We start from the raw sequence: 18,225 nt of genomic DNA on the forward strand, positions 1-18,225 counted from the left end.
GATTAAAAATCTCATTTTCGCTTCAAAATCATACAGTCAGATGACTTGTACCGATTTTTCAGCATCGATCTTACAAAGTAAGATCGTTACTCACTCGTTGTTCAGTTTTCAAAGATCAAACTTGTTTGCATCCGAGTGTTGTTCTCTTCAGCAACTCTTATATATTATCACGTCCGAACCAATTTAGCAAGCATTTTTTTAAGTTTCTTTCGAAGCTTTTCAGTTTGCTTACCGCACCGTGTTTCTCGTGTTTTCTTGGCCGGAAAATTAATATATCATATATCAAAACATCTTGTAAAGTCTTTTTATAAAAATAATTTGTATATTAGATATCCTGTTGTTATTCAAAGTTCCACATTTTTTTAATAACTTGGGACACGAGCATGTATCAGCCCTCCATATATCTTGTCTTTCTTCTATATAAAGATAACAACCCTCCGCTTCTACTCAGAAGTGAGAGGGTTGTATCTTATAATGATATAATGTTATTTACGTTCTACAGTATAACCCTTGTCTTCAAGCAGCTTGACGATGCCGTGCTCACCTAGGTAGTGGGCAGCACCTACAACGATAAAGTACTCCTCTTTCTTATCACTCTTCAGGTATCCATCAATTTTGTCGGCCATGCCGATGTTACGGTCGATCAGCATTGCTTTGTTGTACTCCTCGTTATCAGAGAAGTTATTGGTCAGATCAAGCAACTGCTCATCATTACCCGTTTTCCACATCTCAGCCATTTGGTTCACACTATCATCAAGAACATCGAAGTTGTCTAATGTTGCTTTCAATGTTTCCTCTTGCAGCTCTTTGGAGAAGTCGTTAAACATGCCCAGTTGGGACTCGTACGATTCTAGCTCGATAATAGGCAGTTTGCTTTCAATAGCCTTTTGAATGAAATACAAATCCACGCCCGCCGATGCTTCATATCCAGCCGTCGTAGACTTCAGGCTAGCAAGCGTACTCTCTGCAACCCAAGGCTTGAATGCGTCCAGCGCATTAGGCTCCAGTCCGTTTTTCTTCAGGATATCCCCCAACTTGCTATAAGTCTCGCTTGAGACATGGTCCTTCAGCGTACTTCCATCCTGGTAAGATCCCAGATCCAGTATCAACTTCTGTTGTGCCTCATCAGCCGCTTTACTGATGTCGATCTCAACACCCAGGTAATCCGCTTCAGCAAAAGCTTCTTCAAATTCCTCGCGCAATGGGTAGAAACTATCATCAGCAATATGCATGGAGCCTACCAGATATACCGTGTTTCCGTTGCTCTCCACTTCCCACATGAAGCCGCGGCCACCTGTTTGTGCAGCTGTTTCCGCTCCCTTGGAGACAAGCAAAACGGTACGTGTCTTCGCATCCCAGTTTACTTCATAACCTGCAGCGTCCCCAACAATACGAATCGGTGCATAGGTTACGCCATTAATGCGTGTAAGCTTGCTTTTGAGTGTAATCGTTTTGCCGTCCACCACAGCCGTAATTGTATCATCTGTCGCAGTCGTCAGCTTCACGTCCATTGCTTCAAGCGTGGAGCGAAGCGGAACCAATGTTGTTCCCTTGTTATTCATTGGCGCCCCTACAGTGTACTCTACTGTCTGGTCATTGACTTTAATGGAAGTCTCTTGAGGCGCAGCCATAGCCGGTACCGCTGAAGCGAGCAAACCAACCGAGATGGTGAGAGACAAGAGCATGCGTTTCCAGTTTTTCATATTATGTATTCTCCTTTAGATATAAAGTAGGGTGAATCTATTCGTTCAAAGAATGAACATCCATCATTTTTACGATAATAGACTGAGAAGGGTTCCGCCTTTTTCCTGAGATGGCCCCCTTCTCCCTTTTGATAGTTACTTCTTACTTCCAGCCATCCACAGCCCTGCAACAGCAATAACAGCTCCAGCACCCATCAGAAACCCCTGCACAGCATCCTTTATGGAAGATCCTTCTGCACTTACTAGCGATCCTAGCAAAAGTACGGCTGCACCAACACTTAACATCATGAATGATTTTGAATCTATGCTTTTAATCATGCTCAACGCCTCCAGTGATTTATTATTAAGTTGGACCATTTCTTTTCTAAAGCAGTAGTAGTATAGTAGTGTGTGGTGTCATAATTAGTGAGAGAAACGATTGATAAGGGCAAGTAAATCAAGACATTTTTTCATATTTACTGAGAGGAGTTTTACGCTAACGTTATAAAATATCCTTCTTTTTCACAAATACTGAGAAAAACAGCAAATCCCCATTTGTATATTTATGCATGAAATTGGTGACGAACTAACACGGATAATCCTAGGGCATCAATAGCAAAAAACCGCTCTCTTTTAACTCTAAGAAGCGGTCTTTTGCTATTGTTTTAACTTTAACTTTAACTGTTTATTTCAATAACTGTCTCTCTTATTGCGTTATAATACTGAGAATTTTGATTCTCATAGTATGATCGAGTAAATCTTATTCAAGAAAAACTAATTTGAACATGCAATTCTACTATCCGTAAAAACCTCTAGAAACACATTATGTAATTGTTAACATTCGATCTCTTCAAAATAAAGTGCAATCCTTCTATACTGCTAGGATCTATTAGAAAGGCAATTCATGAAATATTGCTTACTTCTATTACCTATTTAAAAAGTAGTTTTCTAATATGACAGAATACTCTTTAGTAGATCCTTTTCATTTATTTAAACTTATACGAAGGAATTACACTGTGAATTCTCTGCACGAAAACAACGAATATAAAAACGCCGCTAAAATGGCGATCTTCAATAGGAGCACATTCTTGTCCCCTCACAGATCGGGACCCAATATCCGCACCAATATTAGTAATCTTAAAGTTATTCTCTAGCCTTATTCCGCTTCGTTCTCAACTCTGAGATATACTGATCCAAACATAGGAATCATAAATTGTTTAGTCTTGTCATTGACTTGATTTAATTGGCGAGCTATTTCAGATTCTTTGAAAACTGTCTACTTTTCCGCCCATCGAAAAGTTCCATTCCCTGTTATATCCTACCTTTAAATCTGAAAGTATCTGGATCTAAATGTAAACTTAGATCCGAATCTTGCACTATTACTGCTATTAGTACGAAGATTACTAATTGAATTCATTTTATCCGTTTTAGGTTATAATACTGAAGTTATCTGATGAGACAGACCATCGTGTTGATCAACAATAAATTTATAGGCTGTGTCATTCCAGATATCATCATCATTAATACAAAAACATTAAAAATTGTTTTTACCATAATACCTTCCCCATCGTATGGCCCCATACAATAAATTATTTCCACTAAATCATAATATATTCATCATTCAGTCCCATTTTTATATAAATAAATGAGAAAATTGAATTTTATTCATATCAGTAAGACTAAGAATAAATAAAAACCGTCCTATTGAGTTGGATTTATTGGCTTACAATCTAAAAAAATCGCCAGTATAGTTCTCTACGTCGTTCACCGCGTAGTTGAGCATAGATTTGTGTGGTCGATGCTTTTTCATGTCCTAACATACCTTGGATAAAACTATTGGTGCACCATTATCGAGCAACTGACATGCATAGGTATGACGAAAACGGTGAGGATACACATTTGCAGCAACCGCCCCGCGCGATGCTAGTCGCTTTAATGCCTATCTCAGTGTCGGTATTGCCATACGTTTCACTGGATTGGTATCTGTTACAAATAAGGCTTTACACGAGTCTTCGCGACTGTCTAAATACTTCTTCAACCATACTTTGCACTCCGTCGTGAAGTAAACCTCCCTTTGCTTTGCCCCCTTGCCGTTTACAATAGCCGAGCAGTTTTCCCAGTTCAAGTCCTCAATGTTTAACTTCTCCACCTCACCTATACGACATCCTGTACAATATAGAAATTCAAGAAGACCTCTTTCCCGTAAGGTCTGACAAGAGATCTTTAAATGAATCACATCTTCTTCCATCAAAAACTTAGGTACCCGCTTCTCCATTTTTGGCTCACGCAGTTTGATAGAAGGATTGCTAGATAGATAGGTTTCTTCATATGCAAAACGAAATAAGGAATGTACAAAAAGGATACGGTACCCTACTAAGCTGCTTAGTTTTAGACGATTCGTTTGCTTTGCTAAGTTCCTTCAGGAGATTTAAAGTTATCTGTGCGTATGTCTTCATTGTTACGGTATCCTACCATATATGACTGGCTTTATGATTACTTCTGTTATTGACCGGGTAGATTGATTGAACAAGGATTTCAGTATCCGGTAACTTTTTCTTTATTTCTTTACATATTGCTTCGATCCGGTTAACAATTCTCACCTTGTTTTCAAGTAAATCATTAATACCAATTAAGAGTATGACCCGTGAAGGTTCCAAGTCGTAAACGATATCCTGAAGATTCTGAAGTAATCCTTGATTCATGTCGCCTGCTATCCCTCGATTGTAGATAGGTTTGATGCCATAATACATTTCGTAAAGCGGAAACCCTTCCATTATGGAATCTCCGATAAAAACAATGCCCTCTTTTTTTGCAAGTCGATTCACCCCTTTAAAAGTTGCTACTCTTTTTTTCCTATTATTATCTGCTGACTGCTTTCCCATTTCAAATAACAAGGTTTGCACTTCTTTAGGAAATTGCCCAAAGGCCTGCATTCACATACCACCATCCGTCCTAATCATGCTTAATTTGAGATGGAGCCTATCAATTATGAATCCGCTACTCTAGAGCAGCCATTACATAGCCTTCTAACTTAACCAAGTAAAATATAAACTTATTACGATAATAAAAATAGGTTTTAATTATTTAAAACATAGTTACATTTAATAATTCTTCTCAAAAAGTACCACGAATACTCCTATAATTCCTCAATTTTGTCTCTCATCAATCACAAATAGAATAGCTATTTCTAGTTGCATTATACTTTTCTCCTTCAAACTCTTCCTGCATTATTATGTCTATTTATCACCCATGTCTCTAGTGATTTCATAACTTCAAAAGAGGTGCACGAATGGCGTATACCTTCTCTCTCTTCATGTACACCTCCAGCTCAATTCTTATTGAACATCTTTTCATAATGAAGCAGTATTCCAGATTGAAAACTAACTGTAATAAAAATAATGACAGTAATTGCTAGAAGTATAAAAGACAATATTTTTAAAAATTTCAAAGAAGACCTCCATTCCGAAAGGTAACTTGGTGCTCGTAAATTTAAAAAATTAATTTGTATTAGTGAACAGTTGACATGTATCTATACCAACTGATCTACCTTGGTAAAATAAGTTGCATTCAAAGTTATCCTTCAGCGTACTTAACCATAGTAAATAAAGAAATAGCTATCCTTGTAAATTAAGTTCAGGAGAACAATATGCTATATATCTTAGATCTATCTACTTAAAAGAACTCATTCGTCTCGGAAAAAATTACTTACTCTGGTGATGATATTGGCCAGTTCCATTGACCACCAGCATCCCCATTCATGACATTTAAGTAAAAGGCCTGCCCTGTTGGCTCGAGAACGCATAAGTGTACTGTTTCCCTGTCTATAACTTCCATAATAATCGCAGCAAAGGTTTGTCTGTTTCCTTCAGCGTCCCATGAGCTATAGCTGTGGTAACGCACAATACTTCCTACTAATGGTTTCTGCATATCTGTGCCTCCAAATGATTAAAGAGTAAAATAATTGAGCCCCGATTTAAAATTGCTCTGATAGTGTATAAGAAGCAGAATATGCTGTTTTTTTGTAAGAATCATGAAACTTCTTTAAACTGACTGTTATACAAGTCTGCATAGAATCCGTTCTTTGCCAACAACTCCGTATGACTCCCTTTTTCTAATATGTCCCCGTCTTTGAGTACAAGAATGACATCAGCATTCCGTATGGTTGAAAGTCTATGAGCAATAACAAAGGACGTTCGTTCCTCCATCAGATTATCCATAGCTTCCTGAATTAAAAGTTCAGTCCGTGTGTCAACAGAGCTTGTTGCTTCATCAAGAATAAGCATTGGAGCTTTTTTCAGCATGGCCCGCGCAATGGTAACTTGTTGTTTTTGACCAACCGACAATTTGATTTTGTCATTTAAGATCGTGTCGTAACCTAAGTAAAGGGATTGAATAAAATTATGAAGTCCAACTGCTCTGCAAACTTCCTCGATGTCTTGATCTGTAATATTTTGCTGATTATAAACTAGATTTTCCTTAATAGTTCCTTCGAAAATCCAAGTTTCTTGGAGGACCATACAAAACAAGTCATGAACATTATCTCTAGTTAAACTGCTAATCGGAACGTCATCGATATAAATCTCTCCGCTGTTTAACTCATTGAACTTCATAAGTAAATTGACTAAGGTTGTTTTACCTGCCCCCGTTGGACCAACGATAGCAATTTTTTGACCAGGCTTTACTTCGGTAGAAAAATCTTTAATTATGGGTTTACTTGAACTTTCGTATCCAAATTGAACATGGTCAAAGGTGACTTTACCCTCTGCAGTCTCTAGGATGGTTTCTTTGTTATGCTCCTCTTCCATTTCATTTTCGTCCAACAATTCAAATACACGTTTGGCTGCTGCACTTGCGGATTGCAAACTTTGTGCAGCCTGCGCTATTTGAGACAGAGGTTGAGTGAAGTAACGAATATACAGCATAAAAGCTACAATAACTCCAATCGAAATGGAGCCATTAACTACTAGAACTGCACCAACAATACAGACAACGACATATCCTAAATTCCCTATAAAAGTCATCAGTGGCATCATAAGCCCTGAAAGAAACTGCGCCTTGTATCCACTTTCTTTCAGCATTTCATTGTATAAGTCAAACACTTTCCTTGTTTGATCTTCTCCGTTATAAGCTTTCACAACAGTATGACCAGAATATATCTCCTCCACATGGCCATTTATTCTGCCTAAATACTCTTGTTGCTCCTGAAAGTATTTTTGTGATTTTTTTATGATTTGTTTGATTAAAACAAGTCCTAAAATAGTTGCAAGAATCGCTGAAAGCGTCATAATTCCATTTGTTTTAAACATCATCATCAAGGAACCCACAAAAAAAGCTACTGCGGTTACCAAAGAACCTATGCTTTGATTCATTGCTTGCCCAAGCGTATCTATATCATTTGTGACCCGAGACAAAATATCACCTGTTGTTGATTTGTTATAGTAGGACAATGGAAGTTTATTTATTTTTCTTGAAAGATCTTTTCTTAAATTTTTGGATACTTTTTGTGTAACAACCGACATAATTAAACCTTGCCCGAGTGATAAAGCGTAACTTATGACGTAAATGGAAATTAGAAATAAGCCAATTTTCACAATGCTATCAAGGTCAATGTTGTTAAGGATGCCTTGTGCTATCTTATCCGTCATTTCAGAAATTCTTCCAGGACCCAATAAAGTTAGTAGTGTACCAGCGGCAGCACTTATCAATGCAAGCAAGATCATAGGAATGAATGATCGACAATAAATCAGCAATCTTGTCCACGTGTTTTGTGTGTCTGGTATTTTCAATTTTTTTGAGTTTTTGTCATCTACCATTTATGTAATCTCCTCCTTAGATAGTTGTGAATAGGCAATTTCTTGGTACACATCACATGTCTTCAACAAATCATCATGAGTTCCTAAACCAGCCATTCGTCCAGCATCAAGAACGATAATTTGATCTGCTTCCTTAATAGTAGAAATTCGCTGGGCAACTATAATTTTTGTCATTTCCTTAGAATCCTTTTTCAGTGCGTTTCGCAAATTGCGATCTGTTTTGTAATCAAGTGCGGAAAAGGAATCATCAAAAATAAGCACTTCAGGACGCCGGGCTATAGCCCTTGCGATTGAAATCCTCTGTTTTTGACCGCCGGATAAGTTAGTCCCACCTTGCGATATATCTGCCTCATAGTTATTGTTCATACTCTCCACGAAGTCTGCAGCTTGTGCTGTGTATACGGAATCAACAACGTCCGAAACCAAAATGTCCCCTTTACCGTTGCTACCAAAAGCTATATTGGATGTGATAGTTCCACCAAATAACACAGCGTTTTGAGAGACATATCCCAAGTTGTTTCGAAGCACGCGTAAGTCGTACTCTTTTACATTTATACCGTTCATTAGTACTTCTCCAGATGTGACATCATAAAAACGAGGGATTAGATTTACCAATGTGCTTTTTCCTGAGCCTATAGATCCAATTATGGCAATCGTTTCTCCTTTTTTCGCAGTGAAACTTATATCTTGCAATACACGTTCTTCTGCATCGGGATATGTGAAACTGACGTTTTTAAACTCAATCTCTCCCGATCTTTCTGAAGGCCATTTCGTTTGAGACCCATCCTTGAGTTGAGGTACTGTTTCCAGCACTTCGTTAATTCTATTAGCTGATACTTGAGCACGTGGTATCATAATGAAGATCATGATAAGCATCATAAAAGCCATTACAACTTGTATTGCGTAAGAAGAAAAGACAATCATATCTGAAAATAACGTCATCTTGACCCCTGAATCAGCATATTGAATAATGAATGCGCCAATCCAGTAAATTGCTAAGCTTAATCCGCTCATAATCAGCGTTATAGTAGGCATAAGGGTAGCGAGCACATTATTCGCAAACAAGTTAGTGCTTGTGAATTCATCATTTGCGTTATTAAACTTGGATTCTTGATATGGTTCGGCGTTATACGCACGCACGACACGTAGACCAGTAAGATTCTCACGTGTTACTCGATTCAAGTTATCCATTAATCGCTGAAGCTTTTGAAACTTCGGTAATACAAGAACAATACAAATTCCAACTATTAGAATTAGGAGCCCAATAGCAAGACCAGTAGTAAGTGACCAATGCCAATCCTTATCCATAATTTTCATTAAGGCCCAAACAGCTAAAATTGGTGCTTTAATTAAAAGTTGAAGTCCAATCACGATAAGCATTTGGATCTGTATTACGTCGTTAGTTGAACGTGTGATGAGACTGGGCTTTGAAAAGCTGTTGATTTCCTCCAGGGAAAAAGATTGAATTTTATTGAATAATTTGGAACGTACATCAAAAGAGAAATTTGCCGCAATTCTAGCAGCTATTCCCGCTACAAATACAGAAGTACTAAAACTGGCTAGTGCACAGAGAAGCATCCAGCTTCCGACAAGCAAAATATCGTTCATTTCACTCGTAGGGGATTGTATAAGGTAAGTAATGTCACCCATGAAATCTGGTATTTTAAGATCAAGCCATACTTGTATCACTATAAAGATCAGACTTAAAGCAAGTAAATATCTGTCTTTTTGATTAAAATTCTTAAGTATTTTCAGCATGAGACTGCTCCTTTAATTGTTTGTACGCCTATATTAAAAGAGAAAAATTAACTGAACATTAACAAAAAACCTTAATTAAGCCCCTAGGCTTAATTAAGGTTTTTTAGAAAAAGTAGAAGGTAACGAAATGATAAAGACTGTACCTTCCGTCGCCTTACTATAGCAATTAATCTCACCTTTATGGAGATCAAGAATCTTTCTTACAATTGTAAGACCGAGTCCGTTTCCTACTGTTGTGTGAGAAATATCTTGCTGATAGAATTTATCAAATACTTTAGGAATATCTTCTTGAGGGATACCACAACCACTGTCCTTGAAGCAAAAAATGTTACTACTCCCTTGTTTTTTCAATGAAATTTCAATTGTCCCTCCCGGCGGAGTAAACTTAATCGCATTATCAAGTATATTTAGCCAAACTTGATTTAACATTTCTTTGTTACCAGAGATATGCTCATCTTTAATATCAAGATCCAAGCTGATTTTCTTGTTCTCAATTTCAGAGTGCATTAGAAGGATGCATTGACGGATTTGTTCTCCTACATTATAAACTTGAGTTTCCGCCAAAATCATTTGTGATTCAATTTTGGAAAGATGAAGAACGTTGAAAGCTAGACTAGATAGTCGAGAAGATTCTTTTATAATGATATCTAAATATTGGTTCCTTTCCTCTATAGTAAGATCATCGTACTTCAATACCTCTGCGAATCCTTTAATAGAGACAATTGGAGTTTTGAACTCGTGAGAGAAATTGTTAATAAAGTCACTTCGTAAGATTTCAATACTCTCTAACTCTTCTGCCATTCGATTAAAGTTATCGGAAAGCGTTTTTAATTCTGGTGGGTTTTTCAAATGAATACGTTTTGAAAAATCACCGTTAGCAAGATGATTAGTTACTAGTACAAATTTATTAATAATTTTAGTCAACCATCTGCTGGTGAAAATTGAAATGATCGTTCCAATAATCGTGCATGAAAAGAGAGTTATCAAGATAAGGACTGTTTGATTTTGTAGTATCTTCTCACTGAATAGTTCCAGCAAATAAGCTAAATACAAAAACAGCCCGGTAATCGTCACAGTGATAATAAAAATGATAAATAATGTTATCGAGGCATAGATGGAAAAATTCAGTTTGACTCTTCTAGACTTCATTTGTTTTAACCACCTTATACCCCAGTCCTCTAACAGAAACAATTTCAAATTCCGGGTATGATTCAAAGCGTTTCCTTAAACGATTAATATGAACATTCACTGTCGTATCTGAAGTTTCACTTTCCATACCCCATATCTCATCCATTAGTTGAATACGAGTAAATATACGTTCAGGGTATGAAAGAAGCTTATAAAGCAAGTAAAACTCTTTTTGGGGTAGTGTCTGTTTATCCAGATCGCGGGTTACTGTCAGTGTGTCATAGTCCAAATTCACTCTACCTAGGACTATCTTACGAGCATCGGCAATATGAGCACGTCTTAGAATCGCACGCATTCGAAGGAGCATCTCTTCAGTATCTAGGGGTTTAGTCATATAATCATCTATTCCAAGACGAAATCCTCTTTTTTTCTCTTCAGGAAGATGTTTGGCTGTTGCCATAAGGATAGGTGTCATTATATTTACATCTCTAAGTTCCTTAACAAATTCAAATCCGTCCATGTTTGGCATCATAATATCTAAAATAATTAGATCAATAAATTGTACTTTAAGAATTTCAAGAGCTTCTACCCCATCTTCAGCTTGATATACATTGTAACCTTCTCTTGTTAAAACAGTGTCTAAAAGTTTCCTTACATGTTTCTCGTCCTCTACAACAAGAATGCTATTCATCTTCATATCACTCCAAAATCTTAACTCAATTCATCTTGAATTAAAGTTAGTTATCTTCTTACCGTACCAAAATACAAAAAAACGAAGCAACTGCTTCCCATAGCTTGCCTGAGAAACAGTTGCAACCGTAGTCAATTAAAACTAAATGGTATTACAAACTAATTGTAGATTCATAAAAATCATTTCAAAGTTCTAATGTTATTTAGATAACTTCTAAATCATTTGTATGAGTATTACCATTACCTTTTTCTTCATTTTTCTCACGTGACAAATCGGGAATAGGCATACAAGTAAAGGCTGCAATTAATCCACATACTGCTAAGACGCAATAAATAAAAGACCAACTTCCTATCCCTAAAAGCACTGGTACAATTAAGGGTACAATTGTTTGTGGAATTGTACGTGCTATGTTCATTATTCCCATATCCTTAGCTGCGTCTTCTTTCCTCGGCAGGATTCGTGCTACCATCGCAAGATCTACGCCTACATAAAGTCCATAACCAAATTGTAAAATTATATTGGCTACTAATACAGTAGCAAAACCAGGTGCAAAAGCAAATATGACAAGAGCCGAGCCAGCAATAATTGACGATAGGATGATAAACACTTTTTGTCTTCTTAACTTGTCAGAAAGGATTCCTCCAACAATACAAGCAACCATCATCGCAGGAATACCTGCAAAAGATACAATTGCAGTCAATTGTGTGGTATCTTCGGGTGAATATCCAAAACGCTCAATAAACATCATAGCGTTATATGTCGTGCTCATTGCTGCTATTGATAAAAAAAGCCTTGTTAACATTGCCCAAGTGAATACTGGATACTTGCGAGGACTAGGATAGATACCTGAAATAACTTTAGCTATTTGAACCTTTCCCTCGTTCGACTTGATTAGATTTCTTCGTTCAGCCGGTGTATCTTTGATCAGTATACATGCAATAATTGTTCCAATAATCAGAATAACACTCAGGGAACCATATTTTTCTATGTTCGACGAGTTCGTCATTACGGCCATGAGAGTCAGTCCTATCAGCATGCCTAACATACCCAATACCCCTAGTATACCTGAGATTGAGCCACGTTTTGCTTCTGGAACCTGGTCTACTAATAACGCCGAATATCCAGCCTGAGTCATGTTTAAACCAATGCACACCACGCAATTGAAAAAACTCAACATTAACAAGTTGGTTGAAAGAGCAATACCCATAAGTGCTACTATGCCCATTAAAACCCCAATCACAATAATTGTTTTTCTTTTGCCGAATTTTAAACGGATGCGATCACTTATATAGCCTCCAATTGGCATCGCGAAGATCGCTGTTAATGATCCAATTCCAGCAATTAGACCGTAAGAATTAATAGCATTCTGAGGATCAATCTCCTTCACTCTTAATGTTAATAAGATTGAGCCGAGTGTCAACAAGGCAATATATACCCCAAGATCACCTATGATCAAAGCAGGAACTAGTCTCTTCATTGGAGTAGCTGTATTTTTTATCGTTGAGGAGTTTACTGTATCCGCACTCATTTTTATCCTCCTTATTTGCTACCTAATACGATAGAAACGTAATATATTGAGATAGCGTGGTACTTTTAAGCGCTTACATGAGATCGACTTTTTAAAAAAACCCATCTATTGTAGATGGGAATAAAATTTGTATAATCCCAGCTAAGCAGACTTAACACTTCTAATTAACTGGGTGACAATCATATTTTTTAAAAAAAACATCTTGTTATGGAAGATATTTCTCTATAATTTAAAAGAGCAACTTAACTGTCCTTAAATGATGGGGATGTCTACTTTGATTGTTTCTAATCCTTCTGAAGAAACCGTTAATTGTGCAACTCCTGTTTCCTCAGTTCCACGAATTACGGTAAGCATTCTTCCATAGTAAGTCTCATGTGAAAGATCAAAAAAGTTTGCTGTTGTCTTAGATCTTCCAGTTCCACTGCCCATAATACTTGCAGGCCCCTCAATACTTATTGTTACTTTCCTGTCTTCTGCTGTATTCAATATTCCATTCTCATCCACCAACTCAATATTGATATAACAAAGATCATTCGAACCTGCACGAAGGCTTTCGCATTCTTTTGTTACCTTCAATTTTGGAGTAGCAGCAGAGCTGAGGCTAAATCGTCCTACTTCCTTACCTTTTATATATGCAACCGCCTCTATCATTCCTGGTTCATACACCGTATCCCATTCGCAATAAAACTTCTTGGATGCAGTCCCAACATTTTTCTTACCTCTTGATTTCCCGTTTATTATTAAATCTACTTCTTCTGCATCTGAATACACTTCTACTACAACACCTTTACCTTCATAACCTGGGTGCGTCCAACTACTAATAGATTCTGTCCAGCTCCACTGGCTATATGTTACCTTTTGTCCATAACGATCTGGTTTCTGTACTGCGATATAGGGAATATGATTGCGTCCCCCCCACACGATTTCTCTCCAATAAGAAATTGGTAATCTGTGTCCTGTTATATCGAAATCTCCCGTTTGCGCTGTAATATATGGAAATGGTGCATATACCGAGAGACGCGGCTCTTCCTCATATCCGTATCTTCCAATTCCAACTTCACCAAGATAATCCCAAGCTGTCCAGGCGAAATCACCTAATACATAGCTATTGTTCGTAACGATCTCCCAGTTTTTATCTAATTGTGGAGGGTTTGTCTCAGTTCCTACAAATGTTTTATGAGGAGATTTCTGATGTTCAATAACATATTTATCTGGTGAATAATTATATCCATCAATATCCAACAACCCAAAAGCTTCTTCGACTAACTCTTGAATCACGCTTGACTCTGTAAGTTCATTCATCATTGGGCCAATTGCGTTCATAACTTCATTAATTTCGCCGCTCGCCATTGCTTCCAAATTATCCATACCGAGATCATCAGCAAGATCCTCTAATTGATCTAAGGCTGGCATTAATAAATTCACAGCATTAGTGATGTACCGTGTATCGTCTAGAGAACGAATCTTACTAACAATTTTTCGTCCCAAACTATTTCCATGAGGCGTACCGTTTTCAAGAAGCTCATTACCTATTGAGTACATAATGACACATGGATGGTTGTAGTTTTTACGAATCATGTGTTCAACATCTTTTTCCCATGTGGTAGTAAAAATAGCCGCATAATCAAATGCCTGCTTGGCATGTGTCCAGGCATCTGCTAGTTCGTCCATAACTAGTATTCCATATCGATCACAGGCATCAAGGAGCGCTCGGCTAATTGGATTATGTGCAGAACGTATAGCATTGTAGCCTGCTTCTTTTAATTTTCTAATCCGTCTCTCCTCAGCAACCTCAAATGTGGCTGCCCCAATGACACCATTATCATGATGAATACAACCGCCCTTTAGTTTCACTGTCTTTCCGTTGATCCGCAATCCATTCACACTGTCGAGTTGTAGCTTACGGATACCAAAGGTACTAATATCTGTATCCAACACTTTATTGTTGATTTGTATCACTGTTTCGCACGTATATAAATATGGATTATCGATGTCCCACAATTGAGGATATTGTAATGTAATTCTCTGTCTAGCTGTGATCTGTTCACCCGTCTTAATACTAAACTTTGTAGAATGTTCACTCACAATTCGCCCTTCTGCATCCCTGATTTTAGTTGAAACATAACCAGTATGAAGACCCATATTTTCATTCTTTATTTCCATATCAATTTTAAGAACAGCAAGTTCCGAATCTGCATCTATCGTTGTTATCTGGACACCGTCTGGAACAATGTATATTGGCTCTGCTTTCATAAAGTTTACATTTCTATATATGCCGGATCCTGAGTACCAACGTGCATTGGGTTGTGAACTATTTTGTACAATGACTTTCAGCTCATTCTCTTTGCCATAACGAACAAAATCATTGATCTGAACATAAAAATTTGAGTAACCGTAAAAATACTTACAAGCTAAACTTCCATTAATATAAACGTAAGCGTTCATATATACTCCCTCGAATTCCAGGAATAAAACTTTACCCTGATCTTCTTGAGGTACTACGAATTTTTTCACATATTGGTATGTCCCACCTTGAAAATATCCACCACCAGGCCCAAGCGGGCTATCCTCAGTCCGTTCGGTTAGAATCATTGCATCATGAGGCAAAAAAACTTCTTTCGGTTTGTCATTGTTTCCCGTAAATACAGCTTCCAGTTTGCTTATCTGTTTACCCAATGTCCATCCTTTATTAAAACTTTCTTTAAGCATGCAGATCCCTCCGGTATAGTTCTCTTGAAGTTGCAGAGTGTTTTGTATACGGTTTCAATTTATTTCTCATCTACACTTTATTTATATCACTGTTGTTTCTCATTTACTTCTCAAAAATCACCAATCGCACTCTCATTTATGTTCAATTTTCTTTATAACGATTAAAGTGAATGATACATCATAGTTAGATATGAGAATTGTTAGTGCTAAAAAGCCTTGATATGGAGAAAACTCCATATCAAGGCTTTTAGCTAGCCCTTGCACCCAAGTGGCCCTAAAAACGGGTAGCGTGAGTACTAACAAAAATCATTCATTCGTATTGAATGGAGCTTCTTGTATTTTTATGGACTCAGTAGGACAACTATCTGCAGCTTCGATAAGGTCGTCTATGAGATCTTCATCTTGGATAGGGGTAATTCCTTGATTACGATCGTTCTTATAACTTACCTCAGAAAATCCCTCATCATCGTAATCAAAAATATCAGGAGCTGAAGCCCCACAAGCACCGCAGGCGATGCAGGTTTCTTTATCTACATATGTGTATTTGGTCATAGACTCCTCCTAATAAATATATACTATTTGAGTAATTTCATATGGCTACTGTGTCCTGGAGAGAGTTTAGCAAGAGGATCAATATATGTCATTGCATTATTGACTGCTGTAGCAACCTCTCCAAAACCTACAGTAATCAGTTTCACCTTTCCCTTGTACCGAGCAATATCACCAGCTGCATATACCCCTGGCAAGCTTGTCTCCATATTACTGTTTACCAATATGGAATTTTTTTCTATATCTAGTCCCCATTTTTGAATCGGGCCCAGAGAAGATATGAAACCGTAATTTATAATAACTTCATCAACAGAAAGTTGTTTTATTTCTGACGTATTAACGTGTTTAAGTCTAACATCGTTAATACGTTCGTTTCCTTCAAGAGAATAGATTTCCCATGGAGTCTGTACTTGAACAGATGAATTATATAGTTGCTTAACACTGTGCTCGTGTGCACGAAATTTATCTCTACGGTGAACTAAAGTTATACTCTTCGCAACGCCTTCTAACATTAAAGCCCAATCGACTGCAGAATCGCCCCCCCCACTAATCAGTATATTTTTATCTTTAAAACGTTCCATTTCAAGCACAGAATAATGAAGGTTAGTGTTTTCGTATTGATCTGAATTCGGTAAATCCAATCGTTTTGGCTGAAAAGCCCCTGCCCCAGCTGCTAAGATGACCGACTTGCAATAATGTTGTCCTTTGTCTGTAATTACTTTAAACCACTGTTCATCTAGTTTAACTATGTTAAGGACTTGCTGATTTAGAATAACTTCATTTGGGAACTGCTTAGTTTGTTCAGTTAAGCGATTAATTAATTCCTGAGCAGTAACCTTAGGAAATCCAGCAATATCATAAATATATTTCTCAGGATAAAGTGCAGAAAGTTGGCCCCCTAATTGAGGCATACTGTCTATGATCTTTACACTAGCATTACGCATTCCACTATAGAAACATCCGAACAAACCTACGGGGCCGCCCCCTATTATCAATAAATCAGTCCATTCTTTCATGATTTCCTCCTTGTCTAGACAAGCTACCCTACCCTCCTTTTCATCATTCTATTTAACGAATAACGTGCAGTGGCAGACGAATGAGGCTTTGTCCCGGAGCAGATGGCGCTAAATTTTCCTCTAAAGTAAATGATGGCTCTTGGCGTATTTCTGAAAAACGTTCAATGAAAGTGGAAAAGGCAATTTTTGCTTCCATTCTTGCTAAAGGTGCTCCTAAGCAAAAATGTGGGCCGATTCCAAAAGTCAGATTCTTTTTATTGTTCTTACGAGTAATATCTAGTTTATAAGAATTTTCAAAGACTTCTCCATCTACGTTAGCAGCACTCATCCATGCAATGACGAGATCGCCTTTCTTCATTTTCACCCCCAGTACATCGTTATCTTCCTTAACGTTCCGATGTCTCTTGGAGATATGAAAGCGATAACGCAACATTTCCTCTACCATGTTATCTACCAATTCTGGATCTTGCTTAAGTTGTTGGTATATGGAAGTATCTTCGTATAACATGGAGTAGAAAGCACTTGATATTAGATGACTTGTTGTTTCAATTCCAGCCCCTAACAACTGCATTGTTGTTCTAACGACTTCATCGTCAGTAAATTTTTCATTTTCTACTTCTGCAGATATCAAATCAGAAATAATGTCATCTCCTGGGTTTAGTCTTTTACGTTCAACAATGGGGTAGATGTGTTGATAATATTCTTTGGCAGCGTTTTGCTTCTGGATCTGAACTTCTTCTTCATTTTCTTTGTTGAATGGCTGAAATAGAATGTCTACCCAATTTTTAAAAAGATGACTGTCCTCTACAGGTACTCCCATAATGTCGGCCATTACCATGGAAGGTAAAGGACCTGCATAAGATTCTACAATATCAATCATTGAGTGATTTGTAGCTTTATCTTCAATCTTATTGACTAATTCAGTTATTACTTGTTGTATACGAGGTTCCCAACTAGTTAGACTACGTGGTGTAAATGCTGCCGAAACAAGGGAACGATACTTTTGATGTTGTGGTGGATCCATATCTAAAAACCTGAGTTTTTTCGGTACAGAGCCTTCTTTATTATTCGCACCTACTTGAACAATCGTTCTATTGCCACCAGAAGAAAATAATTTGTGATCACTCAATACTTTTTTCACATGATTATATCCAAAAACATTCCAGCTATTCGTTTCCTCGTGATAGAAAACGGGGTTTTCTTCAAGCATATTTCTGTACCATTGAATAGGGAAGAATTCCTCAGATTTTGTTTTAAAATTCGGAATCGCCGCAGCGGAGACAACTTCAACGTTCATATCCTTGCACCTCCATAATTTTATTTACAAAATGAAAAAAGAATATATTTAAAT

Annotated in this window: 14 protein-coding genes; all 14 read right to left on the bottom strand. The window is 37.3% G+C overall.

The window, feature by feature from the left end; all coding sequences use genetic code 11:
- Positions 1-485: 485 nt before the first annotated feature.
- The 14 genes from CHH60_RS23620 to CHH60_RS23685 all read right to left on the bottom strand — a co-directional run bounded on the left by CHH60_RS23620 (position 486) and on the right by CHH60_RS23685 (position 18,171).
- Positions 486-1,703 (bottom strand): TraB/GumN family protein, encoded by a 1,218-nt coding sequence (locus CHH60_RS23620; RefSeq protein WP_095361445.1) that lies wholly within the window; start codon positions 1,701-1,703, stop codon positions 486-488.
- 135 nt (positions 1,704-1,838) lie between these two features.
- A complete protein-coding gene (locus CHH60_RS23625) occupies positions 1,839-2,021 on the bottom strand; it encodes a hypothetical protein (RefSeq protein WP_095361446.1) in 183 nt (60 codons plus the stop codon).
- A 1,600-nt stretch (positions 2,022-3,621) separates the two neighbouring features.
- Positions 3,622-3,957: a tyrosine-type recombinase/integrase gene (locus CHH60_RS30400; RefSeq protein WP_369680203.1), complete on the bottom strand. Its 336-nt coding sequence runs from the start codon at positions 3,955-3,957 to the stop codon at positions 3,622-3,624.
- A gap of 193 nt (positions 3,958-4,150) precedes the next feature.
- Positions 4,151-4,615, bottom strand: coding sequence for a GDSL-type esterase/lipase family protein (locus CHH60_RS23635; protein ID WP_095361447.1), 465 nt, complete (start codon positions 4,613-4,615; stop codon positions 4,151-4,153).
- Between the two features lie 772 nt (positions 4,616-5,387).
- Positions 5,388-5,609: a hypothetical protein gene (locus tag CHH60_RS23640; protein ID WP_095361448.1), complete on the bottom strand. Its 222-nt coding sequence runs from the start codon at positions 5,607-5,609 to the stop codon at positions 5,388-5,390.
- A 101-nt stretch (positions 5,610-5,710) separates the two neighbouring features.
- A complete protein-coding gene (locus CHH60_RS23645; protein ID WP_095361449.1) occupies positions 5,711-7,495 on the bottom strand; it encodes an ABC transporter ATP-binding protein in 1,785 nt (594 codons plus the stop codon).
- Entirely contained in the window at positions 7,496-9,253 is a 1,758-nt protein-coding gene (locus CHH60_RS23650; protein ID WP_095361450.1) for an ABC transporter ATP-binding protein, read from the bottom strand. It lies immediately after the preceding gene.
- A 93-nt stretch (positions 9,254-9,346) separates the two neighbouring features.
- Complete coding sequence (locus CHH60_RS23655; protein WP_095361451.1) at positions 9,347-10,402, bottom strand: sensor histidine kinase; 1,056 nt, start codon at positions 10,400-10,402, stop codon at positions 9,347-9,349.
- Positions 10,392-11,072 (bottom strand): response regulator transcription factor, encoded by a 681-nt coding sequence (locus CHH60_RS23660; protein ID WP_095361452.1) that lies wholly within the window; start codon positions 11,070-11,072, stop codon positions 10,392-10,394. Before CHH60_RS23660 ends, CHH60_RS23655 begins: the two co-directional genes overlap by 11 nt.
- A gap of 202 nt (positions 11,073-11,274) precedes the next feature.
- The gene (locus CHH60_RS23665) at positions 11,275-12,600 is read right to left on the bottom strand and encodes an MFS transporter (protein ID WP_095361453.1); all 1,326 of its coding nucleotides are present in this window, start codon (positions 12,598-12,600) and stop codon (positions 11,275-11,277) included.
- 252 nt (positions 12,601-12,852) lie between these two features.
- Positions 12,853-15,309, bottom strand: a complete 2,457-nt coding sequence (locus CHH60_RS23670; RefSeq protein WP_095361454.1) for a glycoside hydrolase family 2 TIM barrel-domain containing protein — start codon at positions 15,307-15,309, stop codon at positions 12,853-12,855.
- Between the two features lie 306 nt (positions 15,310-15,615).
- Positions 15,616-15,861: a ferredoxin gene (locus CHH60_RS23675; protein ID WP_095361455.1), complete on the bottom strand. Its 246-nt coding sequence runs from the start codon at positions 15,859-15,861 to the stop codon at positions 15,616-15,618.
- 23 nt (positions 15,862-15,884) lie between these two features.
- Positions 15,885-16,874, bottom strand: coding sequence for an NAD(P)/FAD-dependent oxidoreductase (locus CHH60_RS23680; RefSeq protein ID WP_095361456.1), 990 nt, complete (start codon positions 16,872-16,874; stop codon positions 15,885-15,887).
- Positions 16,875-16,926: 52 nt separating this feature from the next.
- Positions 16,927-18,171, bottom strand: a complete 1,245-nt coding sequence (locus tag CHH60_RS23685) for a cytochrome P450 (RefSeq protein ID WP_095361457.1) — start codon at positions 18,169-18,171, stop codon at positions 16,927-16,929.
- Positions 18,172-18,225: the final 54 nt, after the last annotated feature.

The sequence above is a fragment of the Paenibacillus sp. 7523-1 genome, assembly GCF_002276415.1.
GTDB lineage: Bacteria > Bacillota > Bacilli > Paenibacillales > Paenibacillaceae > Paenibacillus > Paenibacillus illinoisensis_A.

Excerpts from the sequence above, each read along its gene's own strand:
- CHH60_RS23670 (WP_095361454.1), bottom strand. The coding sequence starts at position 15,309 with ATGCTTAAAGAAAGTTTTAATAAAGGATGGACATTGGGTAAACAGATA.
- CHH60_RS23675 (WP_095361455.1), bottom strand. The coding sequence starts at position 15,861 with ATGACCAAATACACATATGTAGATAAAGAAACCTGCATCGCCTGCGGT.
- CHH60_RS23650 (WP_095361450.1), bottom strand. The coding sequence starts at position 9,253 with ATGCTGAAAATACTTAAGAATTTTAATCAAAAAGACAGATATTTACTT.
- CHH60_RS23640 (WP_095361448.1), bottom strand. The coding sequence starts at position 5,609 with ATGCAGAAACCATTAGTAGGAAGTATTGTGCGTTACCACAGCTATAGC.
- CHH60_RS30400 (WP_369680203.1), bottom strand. The coding sequence starts at position 3,957 with ATGGAGAAGCGGGTACCTAAGTTTTTGATGGAAGAAGATGTGATTCAT.
- CHH60_RS23685 (WP_095361457.1), bottom strand. The coding sequence starts at position 18,171 with ATGAACGTTGAAGTTGTCTCCGCTGCGGCGATTCCGAATTTTAAAACA.
- CHH60_RS23655 (WP_095361451.1), bottom strand. The coding sequence starts at position 10,402 with ATGAAGTCTAGAAGAGTCAAACTGAATTTTTCCATCTATGCCTCGATA.
- CHH60_RS23665 (WP_095361453.1), bottom strand. The coding sequence starts at position 12,600 with ATGAGTGCGGATACAGTAAACTCCTCAACGATAAAAAATACAGCTACT.
- CHH60_RS23645 (WP_095361449.1), bottom strand. The coding sequence starts at position 7,495 with ATGGTAGATGACAAAAACTCAAAAAAATTGAAAATACCAGACACACAA.
- CHH60_RS23680 (WP_095361456.1), bottom strand. The coding sequence starts at position 16,874 with ATGAAAGAATGGACTGATTTATTGATAATAGGGGGCGGCCCCGTAGGT.
- CHH60_RS23635 (WP_095361447.1), bottom strand. The coding sequence starts at position 4,615 with ATGCAGGCCTTTGGGCAATTTCCTAAAGAAGTGCAAACCTTGTTATTT.
- CHH60_RS23625 (WP_095361446.1), bottom strand. The coding sequence starts at position 2,021 with ATGATTAAAAGCATAGATTCAAAATCATTCATGATGTTAAGTGTTGGT.
- CHH60_RS23620 (WP_095361445.1), bottom strand. The coding sequence starts at position 1,703 with ATGAAAAACTGGAAACGCATGCTCTTGTCTCTCACCATCTCGGTTGGT.
- CHH60_RS23660 (WP_095361452.1), bottom strand. The coding sequence starts at position 11,072 with ATGAATAGCATTCTTGTTGTAGAGGACGAGAAACATGTAAGGAAACTT.